General features: G+C 54.5%; 15 protein-coding genes and 1 pseudogene. 13 read left to right on the forward strand and 3 right to left on the reverse strand.

What is annotated here, in order from left to right; all coding sequences use genetic code 11:
• Positions 1-72: 72 nt before the first annotated feature.
• Entirely contained in the window at positions 73-1179 is a 1107-nt protein-coding gene (locus H7R73_RS06870) for a hypothetical protein (RefSeq protein WP_103260501.1), read from the reverse strand.
• Between the two features lie 370 nt (positions 1180-1549).
• Here H7R73_RS06870 and H7R73_RS06875 point away from each other — a divergent pair, with 370 nt between their 5' ends.
• The 3 genes from H7R73_RS06875 to istB all read left to right on the forward strand — a co-directional run bounded on the left by H7R73_RS06875 (position 1550) and on the right by istB (position 5264).
• The gene (locus H7R73_RS06875) at positions 1550-2824 is read left to right on the forward strand and encodes an IS4-like element ISApu2 family transposase (protein WP_011191341.1); all 1275 of its coding nucleotides are present in this window, start codon (positions 1550-1552) and stop codon (positions 2822-2824) included.
• Positions 2825-2922: 98 nt separating this feature from the next.
• On the forward strand, positions 2923-4485 hold the full coding sequence (istA, locus tag H7R73_RS06880) for an IS21-like element ISAs28 family transposase (protein WP_041206012.1): 1563 nt from the start codon (positions 2923-2925) through the stop codon (positions 4483-4485).
• A gap of 23 nt (positions 4486-4508) precedes the next feature.
• Positions 4509-5264 (forward strand): IS21-like element ISAs28 family helper ATPase IstB, encoded by a 756-nt coding sequence (gene istB / locus H7R73_RS06885; RefSeq protein WP_021141277.1) that lies wholly within the window; start codon positions 4509-4511, stop codon positions 5262-5264.
• A gap of 80 nt (positions 5265-5344) precedes the next feature.
• On the opposite strand, the pseudogene H7R73_RS06890 reads toward istB, so the two are convergent.
• Together H7R73_RS06890 and umuD are read right to left on the reverse strand one after the other, a co-directional pair.
• Positions 5345-5836 (reverse strand): annotated as a pseudogene (locus H7R73_RS06890) (Y-family DNA polymerase); the annotation flags it as partial.
• Positions 5817-6260 carry a translesion error-prone DNA polymerase V autoproteolytic subunit gene (gene umuD / locus H7R73_RS06895; RefSeq protein ID WP_025327594.1) on the reverse strand — a complete coding sequence of 148 codons (444 nt, stop codon included), beginning with the start codon at positions 6258-6260 and terminating at the stop codon, positions 5817-5819. The gene umuD and the pseudogene H7R73_RS06890, both read right to left, overlap by 20 nt.
• Positions 6261-6375: 115 nt before the next feature.
• Here umuD and H7R73_RS06900 point away from each other — a divergent pair, with 115 nt between their 5' ends.
• The 10 genes from H7R73_RS06900 (at position 6376) to H7R73_RS06945 (ending at position 24222) form a co-directional block, all read left to right on the forward strand.
• Complete coding sequence (locus tag H7R73_RS06900; RefSeq protein ID WP_182951572.1) at positions 6376-6564, forward strand: DUF3283 family protein; 189 nt, start codon at positions 6376-6378, stop codon at positions 6562-6564.
• Positions 6565-6864: 300 nt separating this feature from the next.
• Positions 6865-8892 (forward strand): type I restriction-modification system subunit M, encoded by a 2028-nt coding sequence (locus H7R73_RS06905; protein ID WP_182951573.1) that lies wholly within the window; start codon positions 6865-6867, stop codon positions 8890-8892.
• Entirely contained in the window at positions 8889-10196 is a 1308-nt protein-coding gene (locus tag H7R73_RS06910) for a restriction endonuclease subunit S (protein WP_182951574.1), read from the forward strand. Before H7R73_RS06905 ends, H7R73_RS06910 begins: the two co-directional genes overlap by 4 nt.
• Positions 10197-13454, forward strand: coding sequence for a type I restriction endonuclease subunit R (locus H7R73_RS06915; RefSeq protein WP_182951575.1), 3258 nt, complete (start codon positions 10197-10199; stop codon positions 13452-13454).
• A gap of 4 nt (positions 13455-13458) precedes the next feature.
• Positions 13459-14727: an ISL3-like element ISKpn25 family transposase gene (locus H7R73_RS06920; RefSeq protein ID WP_182951576.1), complete on the forward strand. Its 1269-nt coding sequence runs from the start codon at positions 13459-13461 to the stop codon at positions 14725-14727.
• Between the two features lie 169 nt (positions 14728-14896).
• Positions 14897-15664 (forward strand): LEM-3-like GIY-YIG domain-containing protein, encoded by a 768-nt coding sequence (locus H7R73_RS06925; protein WP_232092746.1) that lies wholly within the window; start codon positions 14897-14899, stop codon positions 15662-15664.
• A gap of 166 nt (positions 15665-15830) precedes the next feature.
• A complete protein-coding gene (locus H7R73_RS06930) occupies positions 15831-16595 on the forward strand; it encodes a hypothetical protein (RefSeq protein ID WP_182951577.1) in 765 nt (254 codons plus the stop codon).
• Between the two features lie 13 nt (positions 16596-16608).
• The gene (locus H7R73_RS06935) at positions 16609-17157 is read left to right on the forward strand and encodes a BREX protein BrxB domain-containing protein (protein WP_182951578.1); all 549 of its coding nucleotides are present in this window, start codon (positions 16609-16611) and stop codon (positions 17155-17157) included.
• A 17-nt stretch (positions 17158-17174) separates the two neighbouring features.
• On the forward strand, positions 17175-20648 hold the full coding sequence (gene brxC / locus H7R73_RS06940) for a BREX system P-loop protein BrxC (protein WP_182951579.1): 3474 nt from the start codon (positions 17175-17177) through the stop codon (positions 20646-20648).
• 133 nt (positions 20649-20781) lie between these two features.
• Positions 20782-24222 carry an Eco57I restriction-modification methylase domain-containing protein gene (locus H7R73_RS06945; RefSeq protein WP_182951580.1) on the forward strand — a complete coding sequence of 1147 codons (3441 nt, stop codon included), beginning with the start codon at positions 20782-20784 and terminating at the stop codon, positions 24220-24222.
• The last annotated feature ends 1 nt before the right edge of the window (position 24223 follow it).

The raw sequence follows: 24223 nt of genomic DNA on the forward strand, positions 1-24223 counted from the left end.
AAAAAGAGAGGGTGGCCCAGGCCACCCTCTCTTTTTCTGCCCTGCTGTGTGTGCGGGGCAGGACGCTGCCACCTATTGAGCGGGCGGGGGCACCAGGCGGTCATCGACGCTTCCATCGCCTCGAAGCTTGTTGCCATTGGCGTCGACGGCGTCCACGCCGTTGTCGTCCACGCTGCCATCGCCTCGAAGCTTGTTGCCATTGGCGTCGACGGCGTCCACACCGTTGTCGTCCACGCTGCCATCGCCCCGAAGCTTGTTGCCATTGGCATCGACGGCGTCCACACCGTTGTCGTCCACCCGGCCACCGGCATGACGTTCCCCGCCTGCATGCTTGTCGCCACCGCCGTGGCGATCGCCGCCAGCGTGCTGGTCGCCACCGGCATGTTCGCCCTGACCACGGTCATCGCCGCCATGGCCGCTGTCGTCCCCGCCATTGTTTCCGTTATGGCTACTATCGCCTCCATTTCCGCTATTGTTTCCACTGTGGCTACTATTGCCCCCACCGCTGCTGTTGCTGCCTCCGCCGCTGCTGTTGCTGCCTCCGCTACCGCTGTTGCCGCCGCCATCCCCCCCTTTGTTGTGCACGATCAGCCCATTGGCCACATAGCTGTGGCTGCCATCGAGGATCAGGTTGAACAGCGCCGTGGCGGGCGGGGCATCAACCCAGGAGAGGGAGGCCACCGGCAGTTCGACAGGGTGCGGTGCCAGCGCCAGGTTGCCCGCGCTGCCCCCCTCTGACCAACCCAGCAGGTGCATGCCGGTAAAGAGCGGCAGCACGGCGAGGGCCGGGTTTTCGGTGCGGGTCATGGCCGGTGCGATGGCCGCCCAGCCCCGGGTGGTGAGGAAGGGGTGCTCGGCGGTAAAGAAGGGGGGCAGATGATTGAGCCCGTAGAGCCTGCGCCCCCCCAGCGCCACCCGCTCGATGGCCTGGATGCGGTTGCTCTGCCCGTGCCTGTCCCGCACCCGATCGCCGACCAGCAGGGTCTCGATGGGGCGTTCGCAGCCATCGGCCATCAGGATGCGGGTACCGGCGATGAAGCAGGACTTGGCATGGGCCTGGTTTGCCTGCCACTGGTGGTGGTCGAAGTCATAGCTCAGCGGGGTGGCGAACAAGGCCAGGGCGATGGCCGAGCCCAGCAGCAGTCGGCGCTGGCTGGGTTTGAACGAGGGCAGTGACATGGGGAACTCCTTGTCGGTGTGGGGTCACGCCTTCGAGTATAGAGAGGGGGTTGGGGTGGTATCTGCGTCGACCAGTTGAAAGCCTTGTCATGTCAACTCGCCGGAAAAACGATTGGCGTTGGCCATAAAAGTGCGTAAAATCGCTTCCTCGATGCTTGTAGCAGCGAATCCCGCCTAAAAAGCCAGTTTCATGCCCTCCCCAAGCAGTAAAAGGCAACAAATGACGCCGTTTGGTCCGTTGGCTGCCTTGAAAACGTCTTGTGATGACTCATGTACAGGATCTTTAGCTACAACCAATTGAAATAGATAGAAAAAAGGCTTCGTTTGTGATCTGATTTAATCGCAAAAAAAAACCGACACGCCCGAAGCCATGACTATTATCAATGCAACCCAGTACCTCAAGCAACTTCTTAGCTCTTCTGAACTCAACCGGATCGGTAAATTTACCGGTTTTTGTCAGCGACTCCGGGATATCCAGCCTGCGAGACTACTCCCGGCTCTGCTCTCAGGGCTTGGTTGCGACAAGGTGGATGGTATTGCTGGTTTGCATCGCCATTTCAATGCGTTGCAGCTCCATGATACTGACCAAATAGCGTATAAACCCTTTCACAACCAGTTACGCAAGCAGGGTTTTCCCTTGTTCATGCGCGCACTGGTTGAACGAGCCATCGCCTTACGCCTCAAGGAGTGTCTACCGGACGCCCACGGACTGGCAGGCTTTGAGCAGGTACTGCTGCAGGACGGGTCGTCATTCGCGTTACATCCGCAATTGGCAGAACATTTCCCGGGCCGATTCAATAAGCACAGCCCCGCTGCGGTAGAGTGTCATATGACCATGTCCTTGCTGGACCAGTCGCCGATATCGATGAGTATCACGGCGGATACCGAATCGGAGCGCAAGCATCTTCCGGCCGCAAATTCGTTAAATAACAAACTGTTATTGGCGGATGCCGGTTACATCAGCCGCGAGTACTTTGCTGATGTGACCAAAGCCAAAGGAAGCTATCTGGTCAGAGGGAGTCAAAATCTCAATCCCAAAGTACAGGCAGCTTACCGACAGGACGGCAGGGAAATGCCCAAGTTACTCGGAAAAAAGCTCAAGGATATCGATCGGAGAAGCTGCAGAGCCGAGGTTCTGGATCTGGATGTGAGTTCGGGAAAGTATAAATATCGACTCATAAGACGTTGGTTTGCAGAGGAAAAACGGTTCTGTATATGGATGACCAATCTTCCGCGTGAGCGATGGCCAGCCGAGAAGGTGATGGCATTGTATCGTTGCCGTTGGCAGATCGAACTGTTGTTCAAAGAGCTGAAATCACATAACCGGTTGAAGGCGTTCGCGACACGACAAAAAGCGATAGCGGAAGGCTTGATCTGGGCTAGTTTGCTGGCCTTGCTGGTCAAACGTCGGCTGGCGCTGACGCTGATTGGCAGCGCGGAGTTATCGATGCTGAAGATTGCCAAAAACAGCGCGCTTTGGTTAATGCCGATATTGGCGAGCATCATCCATGGTGCGTGGCAGGAAATAACAGAGAAGTTGGAGTGGGCAATGGTGTATTTATCCAAAAACGGCAAAAAGAGTAGGCAGAGAAAATCCAAGCAAAACAACACGTTAGACGGTATTATTAATTCGCTTGCCGCTTAAGGTTCTGTACATGTGATCGGCATCCATGTTATTGGTGACTTTTTCTCCCCGCTTCGTTAAACCCGCACTTTCCCATCTGCTCCAACAGAGGAACGTGCATGTCTGCGAGGCCTATCACTGTGAGAAAACTCAAAGAAATTCTTCGTCTGAAATATCAGGCTCAATTGGCTCATCGGCAGATCGCCCTCAGCCTGCATATCTCACCCAGCACCGTATCCTATTACCTCAACCGCGCTGCTCAACTGGGCATCCTGACCTGGCCCCTGTCTGAGTCCTGGGATGATGTCTCCCTGGCGCGCGCTTTCCTCAACACACGCGCCGTCCATAACACTCAGCACAAACCCACGCCCAACTGGGCCTTGCTGCATCAGGAGCTCAAAAAAACAGGTCAAAAAGGCGTGACCCTCGAGCTGCTATGGCAGGAGTACGCCGAGCGCCATTCTGGCTCCCACTACAGCTACAACCACTTCTGTCGGCTCTATAAAGAGTGGGCGGCCCTGCTGCAACCCTCGATGCGGCAGACCCATATTGCGGGCGAAAAACTCTTTGTCGACTACTGCGGCCAGACCATGCCGATTGTCGATCCGCACACCGGCGAAATCCTTTACCGGGCCCAGATCTTTGTCGCCGTGCTGGGTGCTTCCAACTACACCTTTGCCGAGGCCACCCGCTCCCAGCAGCTCGAGGACTGGGTCATGAGCCACAAGCGCGCTTTCGAGTTCTTTGGCGGTGTGCCGCAATTGGTGGTACCCGATTGCCTGAAGAGTGCCGTCAGCGTGGCGCGCAATACCGATCCGGATCTCAACCCCACCTACCAGATGCTGGCGGCCCATTTCGGTACGGCGATCATGCCCGCGCGGCCCCGCAAGCCGAAGGATAAGTCCAAGGCAGAGGTGGGCGTGCAGATCGTCACCCGCTGGATCCTGGCGGTGCTGCGTCATGAAACCTTCCATAGCCTGGCCCAGCTCAATCAGCGGATGGGTGAACTGCTGACCCGGCTCAACCAGAAACCCTTCCAGAAGCTTCCTGGCTGCCGTGCCTCACAGTTTGCCGAGCTCGATGCTCCGGCGCTCAAGCCGCTGCCGGATTATCCCTATCACTACACCAAAGTGATGTTGGTACTGGTTGGTAAGGACTACCACGTCGATCTGGAAAAGCACTATTACTCCGTGCCCCATGCCTTGCAGGGCAAGCGGCTGGAGGCTCATCTGGCCGAACATACCGTCACGCTGTACCACGCCGGCAAGGTCGTGGCCGAGCACCCGCGGAGTCATCGCAAAGGTCAGCACAGCAGCCTGCCTGCCCATATGCCCGCGCATCACCAGGCGCTGCTGGAATGGTCGCCCGAGCGTCTGCTCGGCTGGGCGGTATCCATCGGACCCTACACCACGCATTGGGTGGATGGTTTTATCCGGAATGTGGCACACCCGGCGCAAGCGGTGCGACCTTGTCTGGCCTTGCTGGGGCAGAGCAAAACCTATGGCAAGGAGCGGCTGGAAGCGGCCTGCCTCCGGGGTTACCTGACCGGCGCCAACCGGCTGCACAACATCCGCAGCATGCTCAAGAACGGCCTCGAGCAACAACCCATCGCCAGCAAGCGACAGGATCCGCTGCAAGACATCCGTCATGACAATGTCCATGGCGAGCACTACTTCCACTAACCCCCACAGCTCAGGAGAAGCCCATGCAATTACACCTCAATGAACAACTAAGCCGCCTGCACTTGAGCGGTATGAAACAGGCCCTGAACCAGCAGCAGGCCCAGAGCATGCTGTACCTGGATATGGGTTTTGAAGAGCGGCTGCAACTGTTACTGAGCCATGAGCTGGTGCAACGGGAGCAGAGGAAAACCAACCGTTTGGAGAAGCAAGCCCGGTTCCGGCTCGCCGGACAGGTGGAGCAGCTCGACTATCGGGCGGGTCGAGGCGTGAGCCAAGCGCAGATCCGCCAACTGCTGGAAGGACACTGGCTGAGTCATCAACAAAATCTGCTGCTGACGGGCGCGGCAGGCTGTGGCAAGAGTTACCTGGCGTGTGCTCTGGGTCGTTACTTTATCCGGCAAGGAGTGGGCGTGCGGTATTACCGGCTGAAAACCCTGCTCGAAGAGATGCGACTGGCACAAGCGGATGGCAGCTATCCGAAACTGCTGGAGCAAGTAAGTCACATAGGAATGTTGATCCTGGATGACTGGGGCATGGAGATGCTGGACGCGAGCGAACGCAGCAACCTGCTGGAGATCATCGATACCCGCTACGGCAAAGTCTCAACGATAGTGGCGAGCCAATTGCCGGTGGAGAAGTGGTACGGAATGATCGGAGAGGCAACATTCGCCGAGGCAATCCTGGACCGATTGATCCACAGAGCAGTGCGCGTGACCTTAACGGGAGAATCGATGCGAAAACAGGGTGCCAACTTGACCGAAGCCGATCAGGCGGAGTAAAAGAAAGACGCTATAAACGCGGGCAGAAAAACGGTGATCGGCATGATGTTATTGGCTGATCGACATGATGTTATTAGCCAGTCCACGACGCCGCCAGTGGCAGGCCACTTCTTGGCTGCATAGTTGGCCAGCTTGGCGAGGGTCTTGGTGGGACCAATCCCGACCCCTACCGTTAGGCCGGTCCACTGCCACACTCGCTGCCGGATCTGTTGTCCATAGGCTGTCAGGTCCCCGGCAAACGACTCCGACAGTGACAGGAATGCTTCATCAATGGAGTAGACCTCCAGTTCGGGGGACATGGTCTCCAACGTGCTCATCACCCTGCCAGACATGTCTCCATAGAGTGCGTAGTTGGAGCTGAATGCCACACCGCCATGCGCCTCGAACTGCTCGCGGATCTTGAAGTAGGGCCCGGCCATCTTGATACCCATCGCCTTGGCTTCGGGGCTGCGCGACACCACGCATCCATCGTTGTTGGAGAGCACCACGATCGGGCGGCCACGCAGCTCAGGGCGAAACAGCCGCTCACAGCTGGCGTAGAAGTTGTTTACATCAACGAGCGCTATAGCCATCACGCTGCCTCAGATTGCCAATCACATGGGTGACCACTCCAAACAACTCCAGGGAGAGGCTCATACAAGGGTCGATAGGCGCGAACGCCGGATTGGCTGGCAACAGCCGCAACCTCGGCTTGAGCTGCAAGGTCTTTACCGTGAAGCCGCCATCGAGTAGTGCAATCACCACATCACCATGGCGCGGGGTGAGGCTCTTATCGACCACCAGCAAGTCACCGGGAAAGATGCCGACCCCGGTCATGCTCTCCCCCTCGGCACGCAGATAGAAGGTTGCTGCAGGGTGCGCCACGCAGTGGGTGTTGAGGTCTAACTTCCCTTCCAGATAGTCGCTGGCTGGGCTGGGAAAGCCGCAAGAGGCGCGGTGCAAGAACAGCGGGATGGTCACCTCGGCGGGTGATGGGTCTGGGGTTAACAGCTTCATGGCAAAACACCTGTATTTATATACAGCTATTATAGCGCACCACCTTTGAACCAGCGCAAGTCCCGCATGCCAGTGATGGCGTACCATGGCGCCAACAAATAACAAAGAGGTCAGTATGAGTCACAATCTGTGTGCCCTACCGAAAGAGCAGCAAGAACGGGTCGAGGTCGAGAAGGCCGCCGCATATGCGGTATGGAAGGAGCGCAACGGTTACTTGGCCAGCGCAGAAAGCGAAGCAAGCCAGCATAAGGGTGAGCTGAGCAGCTACTTTCTTGAGCAAGTGGGTAAATACAAACGAGGCTAACTCTATCTGGTTGAAAATGTTACATGTACACATGCCCAGTATCGAAGGAATTGTCATAGCCCGATAAAATCGCCTCTCACCACTTTTAGACGCTCGTTACAGCAACTCGGGTCGTCTTAGTCGGCACACGAGCGGTACGGTAATAACTCACAAAATTTATTTAAAATGGCTATTTGCATTCTGAGGTAGGATCGCAGATTTAACCTGAAAATGGAATTCAGCCTCTTTTGTGCAAAACATGGTTGACGATCATGTTTAGGTTATAGTACCGTTTCGTGCAAAAAGTGGTTGGAGACCAGAATGAACGACTTTACGGGATCGGCAGCTTCACAGGCTGATTTTATTTGGAAGAACGCGGAAGATCTGTGGGGGGACTTCAAGCATACGGACTTTGGCAAGATCATCTTGCCGTTTACCCTGCTACGCCGTCTGGAGTGTGCGCTGGAGTCGACCCGCGAGGCGGTGAGAGAAGCGCATACCGCCTTCAAGGATGCCGATATTGAGCTGGATACCATTCTGCGTTCTACTGCTAACTACCCTTTCTACAACATCTCTGAATACTCGCTGGCTACGCTTGGTAGCACCAAGACGCGCCGCAATCTGGAAGACTACATCGCCCTGTTTTCGGATAACGCCCGCGCTATTTTCGAGGAGTTTGAGTTTGGCAATACGGTGATCCGACTGGAGAAAGCGGGCTTGCTGTATAAGATTTGCCAGAACTTCGCCAAGATCGACCTGCACCCGGACGTGGTGCCGGATCGGGTGATGAGTAACATCTACGAACACCTGATCCGCCGCTTTGGTGCTGAGGTCAATGAAGGAGCCGAGGACTTCATGACGCCGCGTGACATCGTTCACCTGGCGACCGCATTGCTGCTTGACCCGGATGATGCCCTGTTTGAGGCCAGCCCAGGTTTGATTCGTACCCTGTATGACCCGACCTGCGGCACGGGTGGCTTCCTCACCGATGCTATGAACCATGTGGGGGACTACGGTAACCGCGACAAGATCCCGCCAGTGCTGGTGCCGCACGGGCAGGAGTTGGAGCCGGAAACCCATGCGGTTTGTGTGGCCGGTATGCTGATCCGCCGTTTGGAGTCCGACCCTGGCCGAGATCTGTCGAAGAACATTCGTCAGGGCAGCACGCTGTCCAACGACCAGTTTGCCGGTGAGCGTTTCCACTACTGCCTGTCCAATCCGCCTTTTGGCAAGAAATGGGAGAAGGACAAAAACGCCGTCGAAGCGGAACACAAAAAAGGCGAATTGGGCCGCTTTGGGCCGGGCCTGCCAAAAATCAGCGATGGCTCCATGCTGTTTTTGATGCACCTGGCGAGCAAGCTAGAACTGCCGATCAACGGCGGTGGCCGCGCCGCTATCGTGCTGTCGGGTTCGCCACTGTTTAACGGCGGTGCCGCGTCTGGCGAATCGGAAATCCGCCGTTGGTTGCTGGAAGACGACCTGATTGAAGCCATTGTGGCTCTGCCAACGGATCTGTTCTTCCGCACCAATATCGCCACCTACCTGTGGATTCTGTCCAACAAGAAGCCTCAGGAGCGCAAAGGCAAGGTGCAGTTGATCAACGCCACCGACCTGTGGACTTCAATCCGCAACGAGGGCAACAAGCGCCGTATTGTCAGCGATGAGCAGCGCCGCCAGATTCTGGACATCTACGCAGCAGGCGAAACCGGTGCGCTTTCCCGGATGCTGGACTACCGTACCTTTGGCTACCGCCGTATCAGGGTCCTGCGCCCGCTGCGCATGACCCTAGAGCTGGATAAGGTGGGTATGGAGCGGTTGGAAGCCGAAGCTGCCTGGGAAAAGCTCTCTGACGCGCATCAGACATTCTGGCGCGAAGCCCTCAAGCCGCTGATCGGGCAAACGCAGCCCTATAGCTGGGCAGAAACCTTTGTTAGCAACTCGATCAAGTCCGATGAAGCCAAGCAGCTCAAGGTCAAATCCAACAAGACATTGATCACCGCGCTAATCAACGCCTTTGGTCACAAAGACCCGAAAGCCGAGCCAGTCACGGATTCAAACGGCGAGCTGGTGCCAGACACAGATTTAACTGATTACGAGAACGTCCCCTATCTGGAGGACATCGACGACTACTTTGCCCGCGAAGTGCTTCCTCATGTGCCGGATGCCTGGCTGGATGAGAGCTTTACCGATGCCAGGGATGGTCAATTGGGCCGCGTTGGCTACGAGATCAACTTCAACCGCTTCTTCTACCAGTACCAGCCGCCGCGCAAGCTGCATGATATTGATGAAGACCTGAAGCAAGTAGAAGCCGAGATTGCCGCGCTACTGGCGGAGGTGGCCAGCGAATGAGCCAGTACAGAGCATATCTCGCATATAAGGATTCCGGTATTGAGTGGATTGGGCAGGTGCCGGAGGAATGGAAAACAGGAAAATTAAAGCATCTAGGAACATTGAAAGGAGGTTCTGGATTTCCAACTGATATGCAGGGGCAACCTGATAATGAATTACCATTCTATAAGGTAGGCGATTTATCAAAATCACGAGATAACATCTCGCTGAATGGGTCTTCTAATACAATATCAAGAAAAGACGCTAAGGAGTTGGGTGCGACTGTATTTCCAGAAAACACAATCTCATGGGCAAAAATTGGGGCTGCTTTATTCCTTAATAGAAGAAGGATCTCAAAAACAGCATGTTGTTTAGACAACAACATGACAGGATTTGTTGTTGACTCTAAAAAGGTACCTATTCAGTACGCTTTTTATTTGATGAATGCCATCGATTTTTCGTTCTTTGCTAGGCCGGGAGCAGTTCCAAGTTTGTCTGAAGGTGAGCAATCAGCCATCCCCATTGCAATCCCATCTTATGAAGAAAGTTTTTCCATCGCCGCCACCCTTGACCGCGAAACCGCCCGTATTGATGCGCTTGTCGAGAAGAAAACCCGCTTTATCGAGCTACTGAAGGAAAAGCGCCAGGCGCTGATTACCCATGCTGTCACCAAGGGCCTAGACCCCAACGCGAAGATGAAGGATTCCGGCATTGAGTGGATTGGGGAGGTGCCGGAGCATTGGGAGGTTAAACCCTTCTTCGCTTTGGTTACAGAACTGAACCGAAAGAATGTTGGCCTAGTTGAAACCAATATTCTGTCCCTCAGCTACGGAAACATCATCCAGAAGCCTGAAACTAGAAATATGGGGTTAACGCCAGAGTCTTATGAAACCTATCAAATCGTAGAGTCTGGCGAAACTGTATTTAGATTCACCGATCTGCAAAACGACAAACATAGCTTGCGCTCAGCCCTGGTTACGCAAAGAGGAATCATTACCTCTGCGTATATGGCCGTAAAACCGCACAGTATTGATTCTACATATTTTGCATGGTTGATGCGTTCGTATGACCTTTGTAAAGTCTTTTATGCAATGGGTGGAGGATTAAGGCAGTCATTGAAATTTGAAGATGTCAGAAGGCTTCCAGTACTTATCCCTCCGGTCGATGAGCAGAGCGCAATTACCAATACAATCAATGCTGGAACTGCTCGTATTGATGCCCTAGTCGAGAAAACAGAACAAAGCATCACTCTGCTCAAAGAACGCCGCGCCGCCTTTATCACCGCCGCTGTCACCGGCCAGATTGATTTGCGAGGAAAACAATAAATGCAATCAGCAGCACATCAGGAAAAACACTTCCAGCAATACATCATCGACCGGTTGGTAGAGCAGGGCTGGAAGCTGGGTGATTCCAAGTTCTACGACACCGAGCGGGCGGTGTACCCCGAAGACCTGGAAAGCTGGATCAAAACCAGCGGCCAGCAGGAAAAATGGGACAAGCTGGAACGGCTCAACGGGGCCAAAACCCTTGAAGTGCTGATGGATCGCTTGGATAAAGCACTGGAGAAACAAGGCACCATGCAGGTGTTGCGCCAGGGTTTTTCCATTGCCGGTTGCGGCCTGATCGAGATGACCGAGGCCGCGCCGGAAGACAGGCGTAATGAAGCGGTGATCAAGCGCTATCAGGCGAACATCCTGCGCGTGGTGCCGGAGCTGAAGTATCACCCCGCTCGTGAATTTGCCATTGATCTGGTGCTGTTTATCAACGGCCTTCCCGTGGCAACCGTCGAACTGAAGACCGACTTCACCCAGTCCTGCGAAGCGGCAATGGATCAGTACCGCAATGATCGTCTGCCGTATGACGCCAAGACCAAACGCCGGGAGCCATTGCTGACCTTCAAGCGCGGGGCGGTGGTGCATTTCGCCATGTCCGACTCTGAAATCATGATGGCGACCAAGCTGGATGGAGAAAACACCTTTTTCCTGCCGTTCAATAAGGGGCGCAAGGACGAAAACGGCACGGTACATGCGGGTAACCCGCCAGGTGAGATTAAGGCCGATGGTACTCAGGAATACCCGGTAGCCTACTTCTGGGAGGCGGTCTGCCAGCCGGATGCCTGGCTGCGGATTTTCCATAGCTTTGTCTACGTCGAGAAAAAGGACGTTGTAGATATTCAGGGCAACTGGTCGAAGAAAGAAACCCTGATTTTCCCGCGCTTCCACCAATGGACGGCAGTGAACCAGATGCTGGCCGATGCCCGCGAAAACGGCGCTGGCATGACCTACCTGTGTGACCACAGCGCCGGTTCCGGCAAGACCAGCACCATTTCCTGGACGGCCCATGACTTGGTGAAACTGCGCGAAGATAACGGCGACTCGGTATTTAACAGCGTGATCATTGTCACCGACCGTAATGTGCTAGACGGCCAGCTTCAGGACGCGGTGAAACAGATTGACCATCAGTTTGGGGTGATCGCCGCTATTGACCGGCAGAAGTCATCCAAGTCCAAGAGCAAGCAACTCTCGGAGGCCTTGTTGTCTGGCACGCCGATTGTGGTGGTCACGATCCAGACCTTCCCCTACGCGATGGAAGCCATCATCACTGACAAGGCCCTGAAAGGGAAAAACTTTGCTGTGATCATTGATGAGGCGCATAACTCGCAGACAGGCTCTACCGCCGCTAAGCTGCAAGCCGCGCTGGGGATGAGTGGGCAAGGCAAGATGTCCACCATGACGGTGGATGAATTGCTGGAACAACTGCAAAAGTCTCGGGCCCGCCCGGACAATATCAGCTATTTCGCCTTTACCGGTACGCCGAAGCACTCCACTTTGATGCTGTTCGGTCGCCCAACAGACCCGAGCCGGCCAGCCTCGAACGATAACCCTCCACAAGCCTTCCACCTGTACACCATGCGCCAGGCCATTGAGGAGAAATTCATTCTCGATGTGCTGAAAGGCTATGTGCCCTACAAAACGGCCTTCAACCTTTCCAAGCAGCTTGAAGACAGCAAGCGGGTAAGCGGCAAGGCCGCCAAACGCGCCCTGGCACAGTGGATGTCATTGCACCCCACCAATGTGACCCAGAAGGTGCAGTTTATCGTTGAGCACTTCACCAAGAACGTCGCGCACCGGCTCGATGGCAAGGCCAAGGCGATGGTGGTGACCAGCTCCCGTGCCGCTGCCATTCGCTACAAGAAGGCGTTTGACCGCTATATTGAGCAGCACAGCGAGTACGGCTTTATTCACTCACTGGTAGCCTTCTCCGGCAAGATGACTGGCAAGCAGGTGATGCACCAGGATGACGGTGAGTTTAAGGACGATGTATTTATCGTCGATGAGAACGAGGAGTTCACCGAGCAGAGCATGAACCCGGATATCCACGGGCAGGATTTGCGTTTTGCCTTTGACCGCCCTGAATACCGGGTGATGTTGGTGGCTGACAAGTTCCAGACTGGCTTTGACCAGCCCAAACTGGTAGCCATGTATGTAGACAAGAAAATCGCCAACCATGTGGAGATTGTGCAGACCTTCGCCCGCCTCAACCGGACGGCCCCCGGTAAGGATGAGGTCTTTATCATCGACTTTGTGAACGACCCAGAGAACGTGCGTCAGGCCTTTACCACCTATGACAAGGGTGCTCACATCGACGAAGTGCAAGACCTTAATGTGGTCTACGAGATCAAGGAGCGCTTGGACGAGCACGGCCTGTACGACGATAAGGACTTGGCCGCGTTCAAGGAAGCTCGCTTCAAGACCATTCGGGACATCACCCATACCAAATCGCCGCAGCACAAGGCGCTGTATGCCGCTACTGCTGGAGCGACGGCCTTGTATAACGACAAGATGAAAATGCTGCGTGATGGCATGGCGACCTGGGAAGCGGCTTTTGAGAAGGCCCGTGCCAAGGGTGATGAGGCAGGTATGAAGTCTGCCGATCACCATCAGGATGAGTATGCCGAGCAAATCAAGGCGCTGATTGGCTTCAAGTCGGATTTGGGGCGTTTTTGTCGTACCTACTCTTATATCGCCCAACTGATTGATTTTGGCGACCCGGAGTTGGAGAACTTCGCCGCGTTCGCCAAGCTGCTGCAAAAGCGTCTATTACACGAAGCTCCGGAAACGGTGGACTTGACCGGCCTGGTGCTCACCGGCTTTGACATCAATGCTCGTTCAGATAACGCGGAAGACGAAGGCGAAACCCCGGTACTGCAACCGATAGGTGCAGGCGGTGGTGGCGCGGCAGGCGACAAGCCGAAATTCGTCAAAGAGATTATCGAGAGGCTCAACAGCCTGTTTGGTGAGGCGACGCCGATCCAGGATCAGGTGGCTTTCGTTAATCAGATTTCAGCGATTACCGGTGAAAGCGATGTCGTCATGGCTCAGGTGGAAAGCAACACCCGTGAGCAGGCTATGAAAGGCAACCTCCCCGGTGCGGTTCAGCAAGCGGTGGTTCGTGCTTTGTCCAGTCATCAGAAGCTGGCAACCCAGGTGCTCAAGTCTGACCGTCAGGGCATGACCGCATTGGTTGATATGGTGTATGACCTGCTGCGCGAAGGCAAAGACATCGACCTGGATATGGATTAAGCCGATGCTTGACCTGCTGAATCTGCCAGGCATCAAGCCTGTCGATATGCGCCACGAAGGCAAGTGCCTTGTGATAGTTGCTGAGCCGGTAACGGTCGAGGTGCCATTATGTGGGGACTGCAACACCCCTATGCACAGACACGGTACGCGCAAAAACAAGTTCATGGACACGCCGTTGTACATGGAGCCCGTCCGCCTTGAAGTTCAGCGCCCGCGCTTTCGCTGTGAGTCGTGCGGAAAAATGTCCATGCCGGAGTTGAGTTTTCTGGATGACAAACGCCGAGCCACCAAACGGCTGGTCGATGTTATTCGGCAACAGTGCCTGGGAACCACCTTCCATGCTTTAGCCGAGCAAACCGGTGTGGCGGTGAACACCGTCAAGAACATCGCTCACGATCTCATTGAGGAACTCTCCCAAACCGTTCGTTACGAAACCCCTGTCATCATGGGAATCGACGAAGTGAATCTGGCCGGCGGGTATCGCTGTGTAATCACCAACCTGGCAACCAACAACGTCTTTGATATGTTGGAGCATCGTACTCAAGAGCACCTGAAGCCCTTCTTCAAGGATTTGCCGGATGCTGACAAGGTGGAATGGGTCTGTACGGATATGTGGCGCCCCTTCAAGCGTTCCTTTGCTCAGTATCTGCCCAACGCCAAACTCGTGATCGACAAGTTCCATGTCGTCAAGATGGCCTCTGAAGCCCTGGAAGCGGAGCGCAAGAACTATCAGGCACAGTTAAGCAAAGAAGATCGGATTTATGTCAAAAAGTCCATTCGCTGGCTAACCCTGAAGCGGCCCGGCAACCTGACGCCCGCGGAGCAAAAGGCGCTGGAGGTTGTAAAGCAGGCGATCCCAGAACTTGCCGTGGCCTATGACTTCAAGGAAGCATTCTTCTGCATCTACGACGAACCCGACAAGCAGAGCGCTCAGAACGCCTTTGAGGCTTGGGAGAATAGCCTGCCGCCTTATGGCATGGAGCCTTTCAAAAAACTGGTGAAAACGGTACACAACCATTACGACGACATCTTTGCCTACTGGGATGCGCCGTTCTCAATCACCAATGGGTATACCGAAGGGCTCAACGGCTTGATCAAGATGTCCAACCGGTTAGGTCGGGGTTACAGCTATGACATCATCCGTGCAAAGACGTTGTACTCCAAAGAAGCCCGCAAGGTCGGCAGTGGTATTCGAGCAGGACGAGGCAAGGTCGAGTATGGGCCGCACATTCCGACATTGTTGAAGCAGGCAGAAGGTGGGGAGTTGGATTAACGCGAGAGAGGGCGCGTCTGAGAATCCAACCAATGTTAGATTTTCGCAGAGTGGTGAAAAACAGAAAAATCCAACCAGAAGCACCTTTTTGTCCGACTAAGAATCTAGGGTTAGAATGGATGTATTCCAACCCTAGAATGCAAATAGCCTTTAAAATAATGGCTGTGTTATGCAGCTTGCACGAGAGAGCAATAACCTGAACATGCATGTCCAAACGTTAGAATCGTTCCCCCCTGAAGTTGTCAGTAAACTGCAGTACTACGTTTACCGGCTGATTGATCCACGCAATGGCGAAACATTTTATATCGGCAAGGGGAAGGGCAACCGGGTCTTTGCTCATGTCCAAGGCAGTGTTGAGGATGACGCTGTATCGGAAAAATTGGAGCGAATTCGCGCCATCCATCTTGCAGGGCTGGATGTGGTGCATGTTATTCATCGGCACGGTATGAACGAAAAAACGGCCTTTGAGGTCGAAGCGGCGCTGGTTGATGCCTATCCGGGGATCACCAATATCATGGATGGGCATGGCAATAGTGAATTTGGTGCCATGCACTCAACCGAGATCATCCAAAAGTACTGTGCTCCAACTGCCGAATTCCACCATAAGGCGCTGTTGATCAGTGTTAACCGTAGCGCATTAGAGCGGTCACTTTATGACGCAACCCGCTTTGCTTGGCGTCTTAATAAAGATAAGGCCTGCCAAGCAGATGTGATTTTAGCCACGGTGCAGGGGCTGATTGTCGGTGCATTTATTGCGCAGCAGTGGATTGACGCAACAGCTGAACATTTTCCAGGTAAAGAGACCATTGAAGGACGTTATGGCTTTGTTGGCCATGAGGCGTCTGAGGAGATCAAAGCCATGTATGTCGGCAAGAGGCTGCCCGATGAGTTTCGCAAGCGGGGAGCTTCAAACCCCATCAAATATACCTGGTCGTGAAAGCTCAGAGAGCACAAACGGCTGCCAAATATGCGCTTATCTTGTCCAATTGACATAAATCTTGAGTTTTGGTGACCTGGCTTCATAGAGCAATCGCCCTCTGAGGGGTAGAATGACGCTCCTTTGATAGCATGAACTGAGCGCCGTTAGGGTCAATAGAGCATTTATGAGTAGCGAAGAACACCTGGTTAAGCTGGGCTTTAAATTTGGTAAAAATGGGGCCCACTCGGCTAGAAGCTTGATGTATAGCGAGCTAAAAACGCTGCTGGATGGTCGCCCTGAGCAGGCAACCCGGCATGACTATCAGCAAGATATCGAGCTTTACAATGTGCTGCATAAAAGCAGCGACAATGCCCGCAAGTTGACGTTCCGCCACCTGGTCGATCTGTATGGTATCTCCCCGGATATCCCTTTGTTTCACGTGTTTCGCCAGCTATGGGAGCGAAGTGAAGAGGCTCAACCTCTGTTGACCTTGCAACTTGCGCTGGCCAGGGACCCGTTATTAAGGCAGACCCAGTCGTTGATTAGTACGACCCCGTTGGGAGACATACTGGAACGTGAACAGGTGGAACACGTTTTAGCCGCCCCCGACCCTAACCGTTTCAGCCCGGCTTCCCTGCGCTCGTTTGCCCAGAATATCAACGGCAGTTGGACGCACGCCGGGTTCCTGCAAGGCAAATACAAAAAGGTGAGAACCAGTCCGGTCGTGACCTATGTCAATGCGGCATTTGCACTCTTTCTCGGTCACTGTGAAGGGCGTGCCGGACAAGGGTTGTTTCAGACTCCATGGTTTCAACTGCTAAGCCTGGATCCGGCAGAGGGATATGAGCTGGCCTACATGGCATCGCTGCATGGCGTAATTAGCTACAAGCAGGCTAGTGGCATTGTCGAAATCCGCTTCCCCCTCTGGCCAATAGCGCCAGCATCTTGAGGAGAACGAGAGCATGGGTGATCGCCTCTCAAAACTGATTAAGCGTTTTACCACTTATATCTCGGTGCCTTGGCGCTCGGTGCTATCTGCCGAAGAGCGCGCTGTCTTTGTGGTGTACCACAAAGAAGATGAGTTAAAGCTGCGGGCTCGGGTCACTGAATTTCAACTGGCCGTTGAGCAGCATGGTCACTGCTGGCAGTTGTTGGATATCACAGATGCCTTCCCCAAGTGGATGGGGGAACACGACTATGCAGACGCCTATTTCGCCGAGCCGGAGCTGCTAGTGGGCAGTTATGAATTTTTTGCCGAAGAGCTGGCCGAGCGTCTGAAAGAGGAAGTCGATAAAACCCTGGGGAGCAACGATGTAGTGGCCCTGCTGGGCACTGGCACGCTGTTTGGTTTTGCCTCTGTTTCTGGGTTGGTGAAGGCGCTCTCTCCAGTGGTAAAAGGCAAGCTGGTGGTCTTCTTCCCCGGCGAGTATCACGACAACAACTTTAGTCTGTTAGATGCCAAGGATGGGTGGGGATATCACGCCACCGCCATCTGTCACCATAACGAATAACAACAAGGAATTACGGGATGCTAAATAGAGAGATTTACAGTAACGATCCGTTGCAATCTGAGTTGGCCAACAACGGTGTGGCCGTCGTCAACGATGATCAGAGTGCCGAGTCCTTCGCTACCCTGCGTTATGAGCTTAAAACCTTTGTCTGTGATGGCGCCTATGAGGCGGGCATGCAGAAAATTCTGGCGGCCTATCTGAGCAAGCTAGACGCCAAGGTTGAGCAGTCAGGGGTCTGGATCAGCGGTTTCTACGGATCGGGTAAATCTCACTTGGCCAAGATGTTGCGCACCTTCTGGACCAATCAACGCTTCTCTGATGGTGCCGATCCCTTGAGCCTGGCCGATCTCCCTGCAGGCATTCGCGAGCAATTTGCCAAGCTGTCACTGCTCTCCCAACAATACCAGGGTTTGCATGCCGCTTCGGGTACCCTGGGCGCGGGCAAGCGTGGCAACGTGCGCCTGGCGTTTCTCTCTATCATCTTCAAGTCGGTAGGGTTGCCAGAGCAATACCATCTAGCCCGCTTTGTGATGTGGTTGAAATCCCAAGGGGTGCTCGATGCCGTGCAACAGTATGTCAGGCTGCATGGCAAAGCAGTTGCAGATCAAGATCCTTGGCAAAGAGAGCTGCGTAATCTCTACGTCTCTCCTGTGATGGCTCAGGCACTGTTGCACCATTTCAGTGATTTGGCCACCAACGCCCCAGACATGTCCAAGGTACTGCGTGCACAGTTCCCAGAGGTCAAAGACATCACCAACGACGAGATGGTCGATGCGGTCATGGATGCCCTGGAACGTAATGGTCAGCTGCCGCTCACGCTGATCGTGCTTGATGAGGTGCAGCAGTATGTGGGCGGAGATGAAGACCGCGCCTTTGATGTGCAAGAGGTAATTGAAACCTGCTGCAAGGCGAGCCGCTTTAAATCACGCCTGCTGTTTGTTGCCACAGGGCAAAGTGCGCTAAGTGACACCCCTAACCTGCAACGCCTGATGGGCCGCTTTGTGGTCACAGTGCAACTGGCCGATACCGATGTGGATGCAGTGATCCGCAAAGTGATCCTGCAGAAAAAAGAGAGTGCCAAGGGGGCTGTCGAGGATCTGATCCAGAAAAACCTGGGCGAGATCAGCCGCCATCTGCGGGGCTCTAAGTTTGAACATCAACGGGATGACGAACAGTGGATGGTGGCCGACTATCCATTGCTGCCGGTGCGTCGCCGTTTCTGGGAAAAGTTGCTGCCCGCGCTGGATAAAACCGGCACCGGCTCACAGCTGCGTAATCAACTGCGTATCACTCATGAGGCAACCCGTTACGGGGCCGAAAAGGCGCTTGGCTGTCTGATCCCGGCCGATTTTATTTACGATCAAATCGTCAACGATCTGGTCAATAGCGGAGTAGTGGGGCAAGAGATCTATGCCGAGATTGGCAAGCTCAAAGATGGCTCGCCTGAAGAGGTCCTGCAGGGGCGGATCCTCTCCCTCATCCTGATGATCAGCAAATTGCCGAGCGAAATTGACTACGGCATTCACGCCAGTGCAGAAACCCTGGCTGACTTGCTGATCGAAGATTTGGAGAATGAGAAGCACGACCTGCGGCCACGAGTCAATGCGGCGCTGCAGGTGTTGGAAAAGGCCTCGCTGATCATGGCAGTGCAGTCTGCAAGTGGCGTTGAGTATCGCCTGCAAACGGCCGAGAGCCAGGCTTGGTATGACATGTATCGCCAGCAGCAAGCGGAGCTCCGTGCCGATCCAGCACGACTCGATGGCCTGCGCAATCAACTGGTGCACACCATAGTGCGCAAGTTGGTCAGCCAAGTGCGCCTTACCCAAGGCCAGGTGGCAGAGGGGCGCACCCTGAATGTTGCGTTCGATGATGAGTTGCCCAACGATGCACAAGAGAAGCTCTACGTCTGGGCACCGGGATTACCGGAGCGGCAATTGCAAGATTTGGCGCGCGCAGATAGCGCAGATAATGGCACCCTTTATCTTTATATCCCCTCAGAGGGTAAGAGCAAGCTTAACGCAGCCATCGTTGAGAAGCAGGCGGCCACCATGACCCTGGACGTCAAACAAAATGCGGTGATGACCGAAGCGGGTAAAGAGGCCCGTGCCGCCATGATGTCGAGCCAGCGCAATGCCGAAGCAGAGGTCAAACGCTTGACCGCTGAGATGGAAGGGATGATGTGGCTGCGCCTCTCTGGTGGCAGTGAAGTGGGGGGAGATACCTTGGTGGCGCAACTGCAAGCTGGGGCCGAAACGGCCTGCGTGCGCCTCTATCGCAACTTCGATATGGCAGATCACAAGGAGTGGGCCAAGGTTTACACCCGTGCCAGCCAGGGGGATGCCGATGCGCTAGAGGCGATTGGCCACCAGGGTGAGGCACAAAACCTCCCGGTCTGCCGTGAAATCAAAAGGTTTATCGGGGTGATGAAAACCGGTAGTGAAGTGCGCGAACACTTTGGTAAAGCCCCTTACGGCTGGTCCCGCGACGCAATTGATGGCGCACTCTTTGCCATGTTGGCAGCTGGCGTACTTAAAGCCAGCGATGCCAAACTCAATGCCACTGATGCGCGTAGCCTGGAGCGCGCCCAGGTCGGCCCGACCCAGTTCCGTCCCGAAACGGCCACCATCAGCAAGGTGCAGCTAATCAAGGTGCGCAGCCTGATCAACAGCTTGGGGGTGAGTTGTAACGCCGGGGAAGAGAGCAGCAAGCTTGCCGACGCATTACAACAGGCCAAAGCGCTGGCTCGTCGTCTGGGGGGGGATGCCCCCTTGCCACTGCCCCCCTCAACCCAGCGACTCGATGAGCTGCTAATGCTCTCGGGCAATGATCAACTGCTCGCCGCTTTTGAAGGCAAAGAGGCGCTACAAGCCGAATTCGAGAGCTGGAAAGCGCAGCTTGAGCTGGTGGCCGAGCGCAAAGAGCAGTGGGACAACCTGCAAGGTCTGCTGCCCTACTGCCGTGAACTGGCGGTCTCTGGCGAGCTGAATCAAGAGTGCGAGGCCCTGCGTGCCGGTCGTACCCTGTTGCAAAGCCCTTCCCCGGTGCAGCCGCTACTCAACAAAGCCATAGACGCATTGCGTAACACCATCATGGCGCACTGTGACCGCTATGAGCAGGAGTACCAGGCCTGCTACCGCGAACTCGACAGTGACCCCAGTTGGGCCAAGCTCACTGGCGATCAGCAGAGCCAACTGCTCACCAAGCACGGCATTGCTAAGTTGCCAGCACTCAAACTGGGTAGCTTGCAAGAGGTGCAACAGAGCCTGGATAACTGCTCCTGGCAGGGGTGGAACGATCGCATTGCCGCCTTGCCCTCTTACTTTGCCAAGGCACTCAATGATGCAGTGACGCAGCTTAAACCCAAAGTCCGCCATATTTCTCTGCCCAAGCCGCTGATTGAATCAGAACAAGATCTAAAAGCCTGGCTGGCCCAGGTAGAAGATCAGGTGCGCAGCGAACTGGCCCAAGGTAACCCGGTGCGCGTCAGCTAGTGAGCAACGCAAACCCAAGATAACCAATATTTAGAGCGCAGCGGCACGTTGGCCGCTGCGCTGTTTAACCGAATCCCCGCATTCTATTTAAGGAACATGGGGTCACCCATCTTCCACATATCGAGCTAACACCATGAGACAAGCCCTGGATAAGACCCTCAGAACCCAGCTGGAAAGCACCGTCCTTGCCGCCCGTGAGGTAGTTGAAACCGCCTGTCGGGAAGAGATTGAGCGCTTAGGGGTGGCTGATGCCACAGTGCCCGCCTTTCTAAACGACGCTCAGCGCAAGCTGCGCAACCGCCTGCGGGCCCACGCTCGCCAACTGGGCGACCCGCTTCACGATAATGGCAAGCAAGAGACCGCTCACCTGCTGGCCGAGATGGCCTACGAGCAGTGGCACCGCATGCTGTTTGCACGTTTTCTCGAGCAAAACGACCTGTTGATGTATGACGCTTATACCCCAGTCACCCTGGATGAGTGCGCAGAGCTGTTAGAAGAAGAGACAGATTGCGCCAGCGCCTGGGAGTTGGCAGGGCGCTTAGCTGCCAAGATGTTGCCCCAAGTGTTTAGGGTAGAGTCTCCGGTGCTGGCAGTACGCCTGCCCATCAACCATCAGCGCACCCTCGAAGGCTTGATCATGGCCCTGTCACCGGCAGTGTTTGAGGCGCAAGACAGCCTGGGTTGGTGCTATCAGTTCTGGCAGAGCAAGCGCAAGGACGAAGTCAACAAATCCGGCGTGCCCATCGGGGCTGATGAGCTCAGCCCGGTCACCCAGCTCTTTACCGAACCCTATATGGTCTCGTTCCTCTTGGATAACGCCCTGGGTGCCTGGTGGGCCAAACGTCGTCTCACCGATGATCACCTGCGTCATGCCAGCGATGAACAGGAATTGCGTGAGCGCGCAGCCATCCCAGGTGTGCCGCTTACTTACCTGCGCTTTGTTAAAGTGACGGATACTCAGGGTGATCTCTGGCAACCGGCTGGTGGCTGGTACGACGCCTGGCCTGAAGATATCAGCGAGCTAAAAACCCTCGACCCTTGCTGCGGCTCCGGTCACTTCCTAGTGGCCCTCTTTTTGATGCTGGTGCCGATGCGCATGCAGCTGGAAGGATGTGATGCCAATACCGCCATCGAGCGGGTGATCACACAAAACCTGCATGGCCTGGAGCTAGATGGCCGCTGTATCGAGATCGCCGCCTTTGCCCTGGCGCTCGAAGCCTGGCGCTTCCCCAATGCCGGTGGTTATCGGCCACTGCCTGCCTTGCAGCTCGCTTGCTCGGGGCAAGATGTGCTGGCCGCCAGCAATGAGTGGCAACAGCTTGCCAAGCAAAATCCAGAACTCGAGCCCGCCCTTGCTTGGCTGATGCGTCAGTTTAGCGATGCCCCTGTGCTCGGTAGCCTTATCGATATCAAGCGTGCCCACTATGAAGGCAAGGCTCAAGGTGCTCCGGCCCCCTGGCAGCAACTGCTCGATGCCCAAGCCCAAAGTGATGATGAAAGTAAAGATGCCAGTGTCGCTGCCCAAGGCTTGGCCCTAGCGGCCAAACTGTTGGCTGGGGGCTACCATCTGGTGGCTACCAATGTGCCTTATCTTGCTCGGAGTAAGCAGTGTGACAGCCTTAGAGACTTTTGTGAGAATTATTACACCGAGGCGAAAACTGATCTGGCCACCGTTTTTTTGGAGCGCTGCCTCGATTTTAATCTGAAGGGCGGTAGTTCAACCATCGTCTTGCCACAAAACTGGTTATTTTTAGCCGGTTATAAGAAATTCCGCGAAAAAATGCTATCTGAACAGACGTGGAATATCTTGGCTCGTTTAGGTTCCAGAGCCTTTGAAACCATTTCAGGGGAGGTGGTACAAGCAATTTTAATTACACTTAGCAAAGGTATAGCATTTAAGGAGGCATTGCTATGTGGGGTAGATGTTTCAGGATCAAAAACAGCGCTAGAGAAAGAAAGGAAAATAAGATTCGATAATTTAAAGTCTGTAATGCAATCACGTCAATTAAAAAATCCAGATGCAAGAATTGCATTTGAAGAAATGGATGTTTCTTCATTACTGACAGGTCATGCAATCTCTGTTCAAGGCTTAGCTACTAGTGATGATCCGCAGTTTACCTGCTTTTTTTGGGAGCAAACGCCAGGAAATATTAAATGGGTAGGTTTACGCGGAACAACATCTGACACTAACTTATTTAGTGGTTACCAAAGACTGCTTTTATGGGAGGATGGCAGCGGAAAATATTTTAGGCATGCGATGGCCTTAAAAGAGGTAGGAAGACTTGGTGGGTGGAAATCAGGTACAGAGGCAAGAGGAAAAAAAGGGATTATTATATCTCAAATGAATAAAATACCTGTATCTATTTATGGCGGTGAATTTTATGATCACAACGCATGCGTTGTTGTACCCAATGTTGATGGTCAAATATCTGCACTATGGTGCTATTTATCTAGTGAAAAGTTCTATGATGAAGTCAGACTAATTGATCAATCACTCAAACCGTCAAACAATACATTTTTAGCGGTTCCCTTTGATGAACACTTTTGGACTCAGAAAGCTGCTGAAACTTACCCCCAAGGTTTACCCAAACCGCATACCAATGACCCCACCCAATGGATCTTCCATGGCCACCCCTGCGCCTCAGTAGTGTGGGACGACGCCAGCAAATGGACCAAAGAGGGGCCGGTGCGCTTTGATGAGACTGTACTGCAGGTAGCGGTAGCGCGCTTACTGGGTTATCAGTGGCCTGCCGAGCTGGACGAGGCGATGGAGCTGGCCGATGAGCAGCGCCAGCTGGTCGAAGAGGTTGCCAGGCTCAACATGTTTGCCGATGAAGATGGTATCGTCTGCCTCCCAGCTGTGCGCGGTGAAGCCCCGGGCCATACCCGATTGGAAAAATTGTTGGTGGCAGCCTATGAGGATGACTGGAAAAACGGTGCCCTGGATAAGCTGCTGACCGCCGTGGGCAGCAAGAGCCTGGAGCTGTGGCTGCGCGACAAGTTCTTCGAGCAGCACTGCAAACTGTTCCAACATAGACCCTTTATCTGGCATATCTGGGACGGCCTAAAAGATGGCTTCTCCGCCCTGGTCAACTACCACAAGCTCGATCGCTCCGGCTTAGAGCGCCTGATCTACACCTACCTGGGTGACTGGATCCGTATTCAGGAGCAGGGGGTAAAAGAAGCGCGCGATGGCGCCGAAGAGCGCCTGACCGCCGCCAAAAACCTGCAACAGCGCCTCGAGGCCATCTTGGCCGGTGAAAAGGGGCTCGATATCTTTGTACGCTGGAAACCCCTGGCCGAACAACCCATCGGTTGGGAACCGGACCTTAACGATGGTGTGCGCCTCAATATCCGCCCCTTCCTCAAAGCGGCCGATGTCGGCAAAAAAGGCGCCGGTATCCTGCGCTTTAAGCCGAATATCAATTGGAACAAGGATCGCGGTAACGACGTCGCCTCAGCCCCTTGGTACACTCTGGGCCTGCAATATGGCGAAAAAGAGGGGGCGCGCATTAACGATCACCACTTGTCGCTAGCAGACAAACGCGCCGCCAGAGCAAACCAACCCGAATGAT

Origin of the sequence: Aeromonas sp. WP2-W18-CRE-05, assembly GCF_014168615.1 — a bacterium.
Taxonomy (GTDB): domain Bacteria; phylum Pseudomonadota; class Gammaproteobacteria; order Enterobacterales; family Aeromonadaceae; genus Aeromonas; species Aeromonas caviae.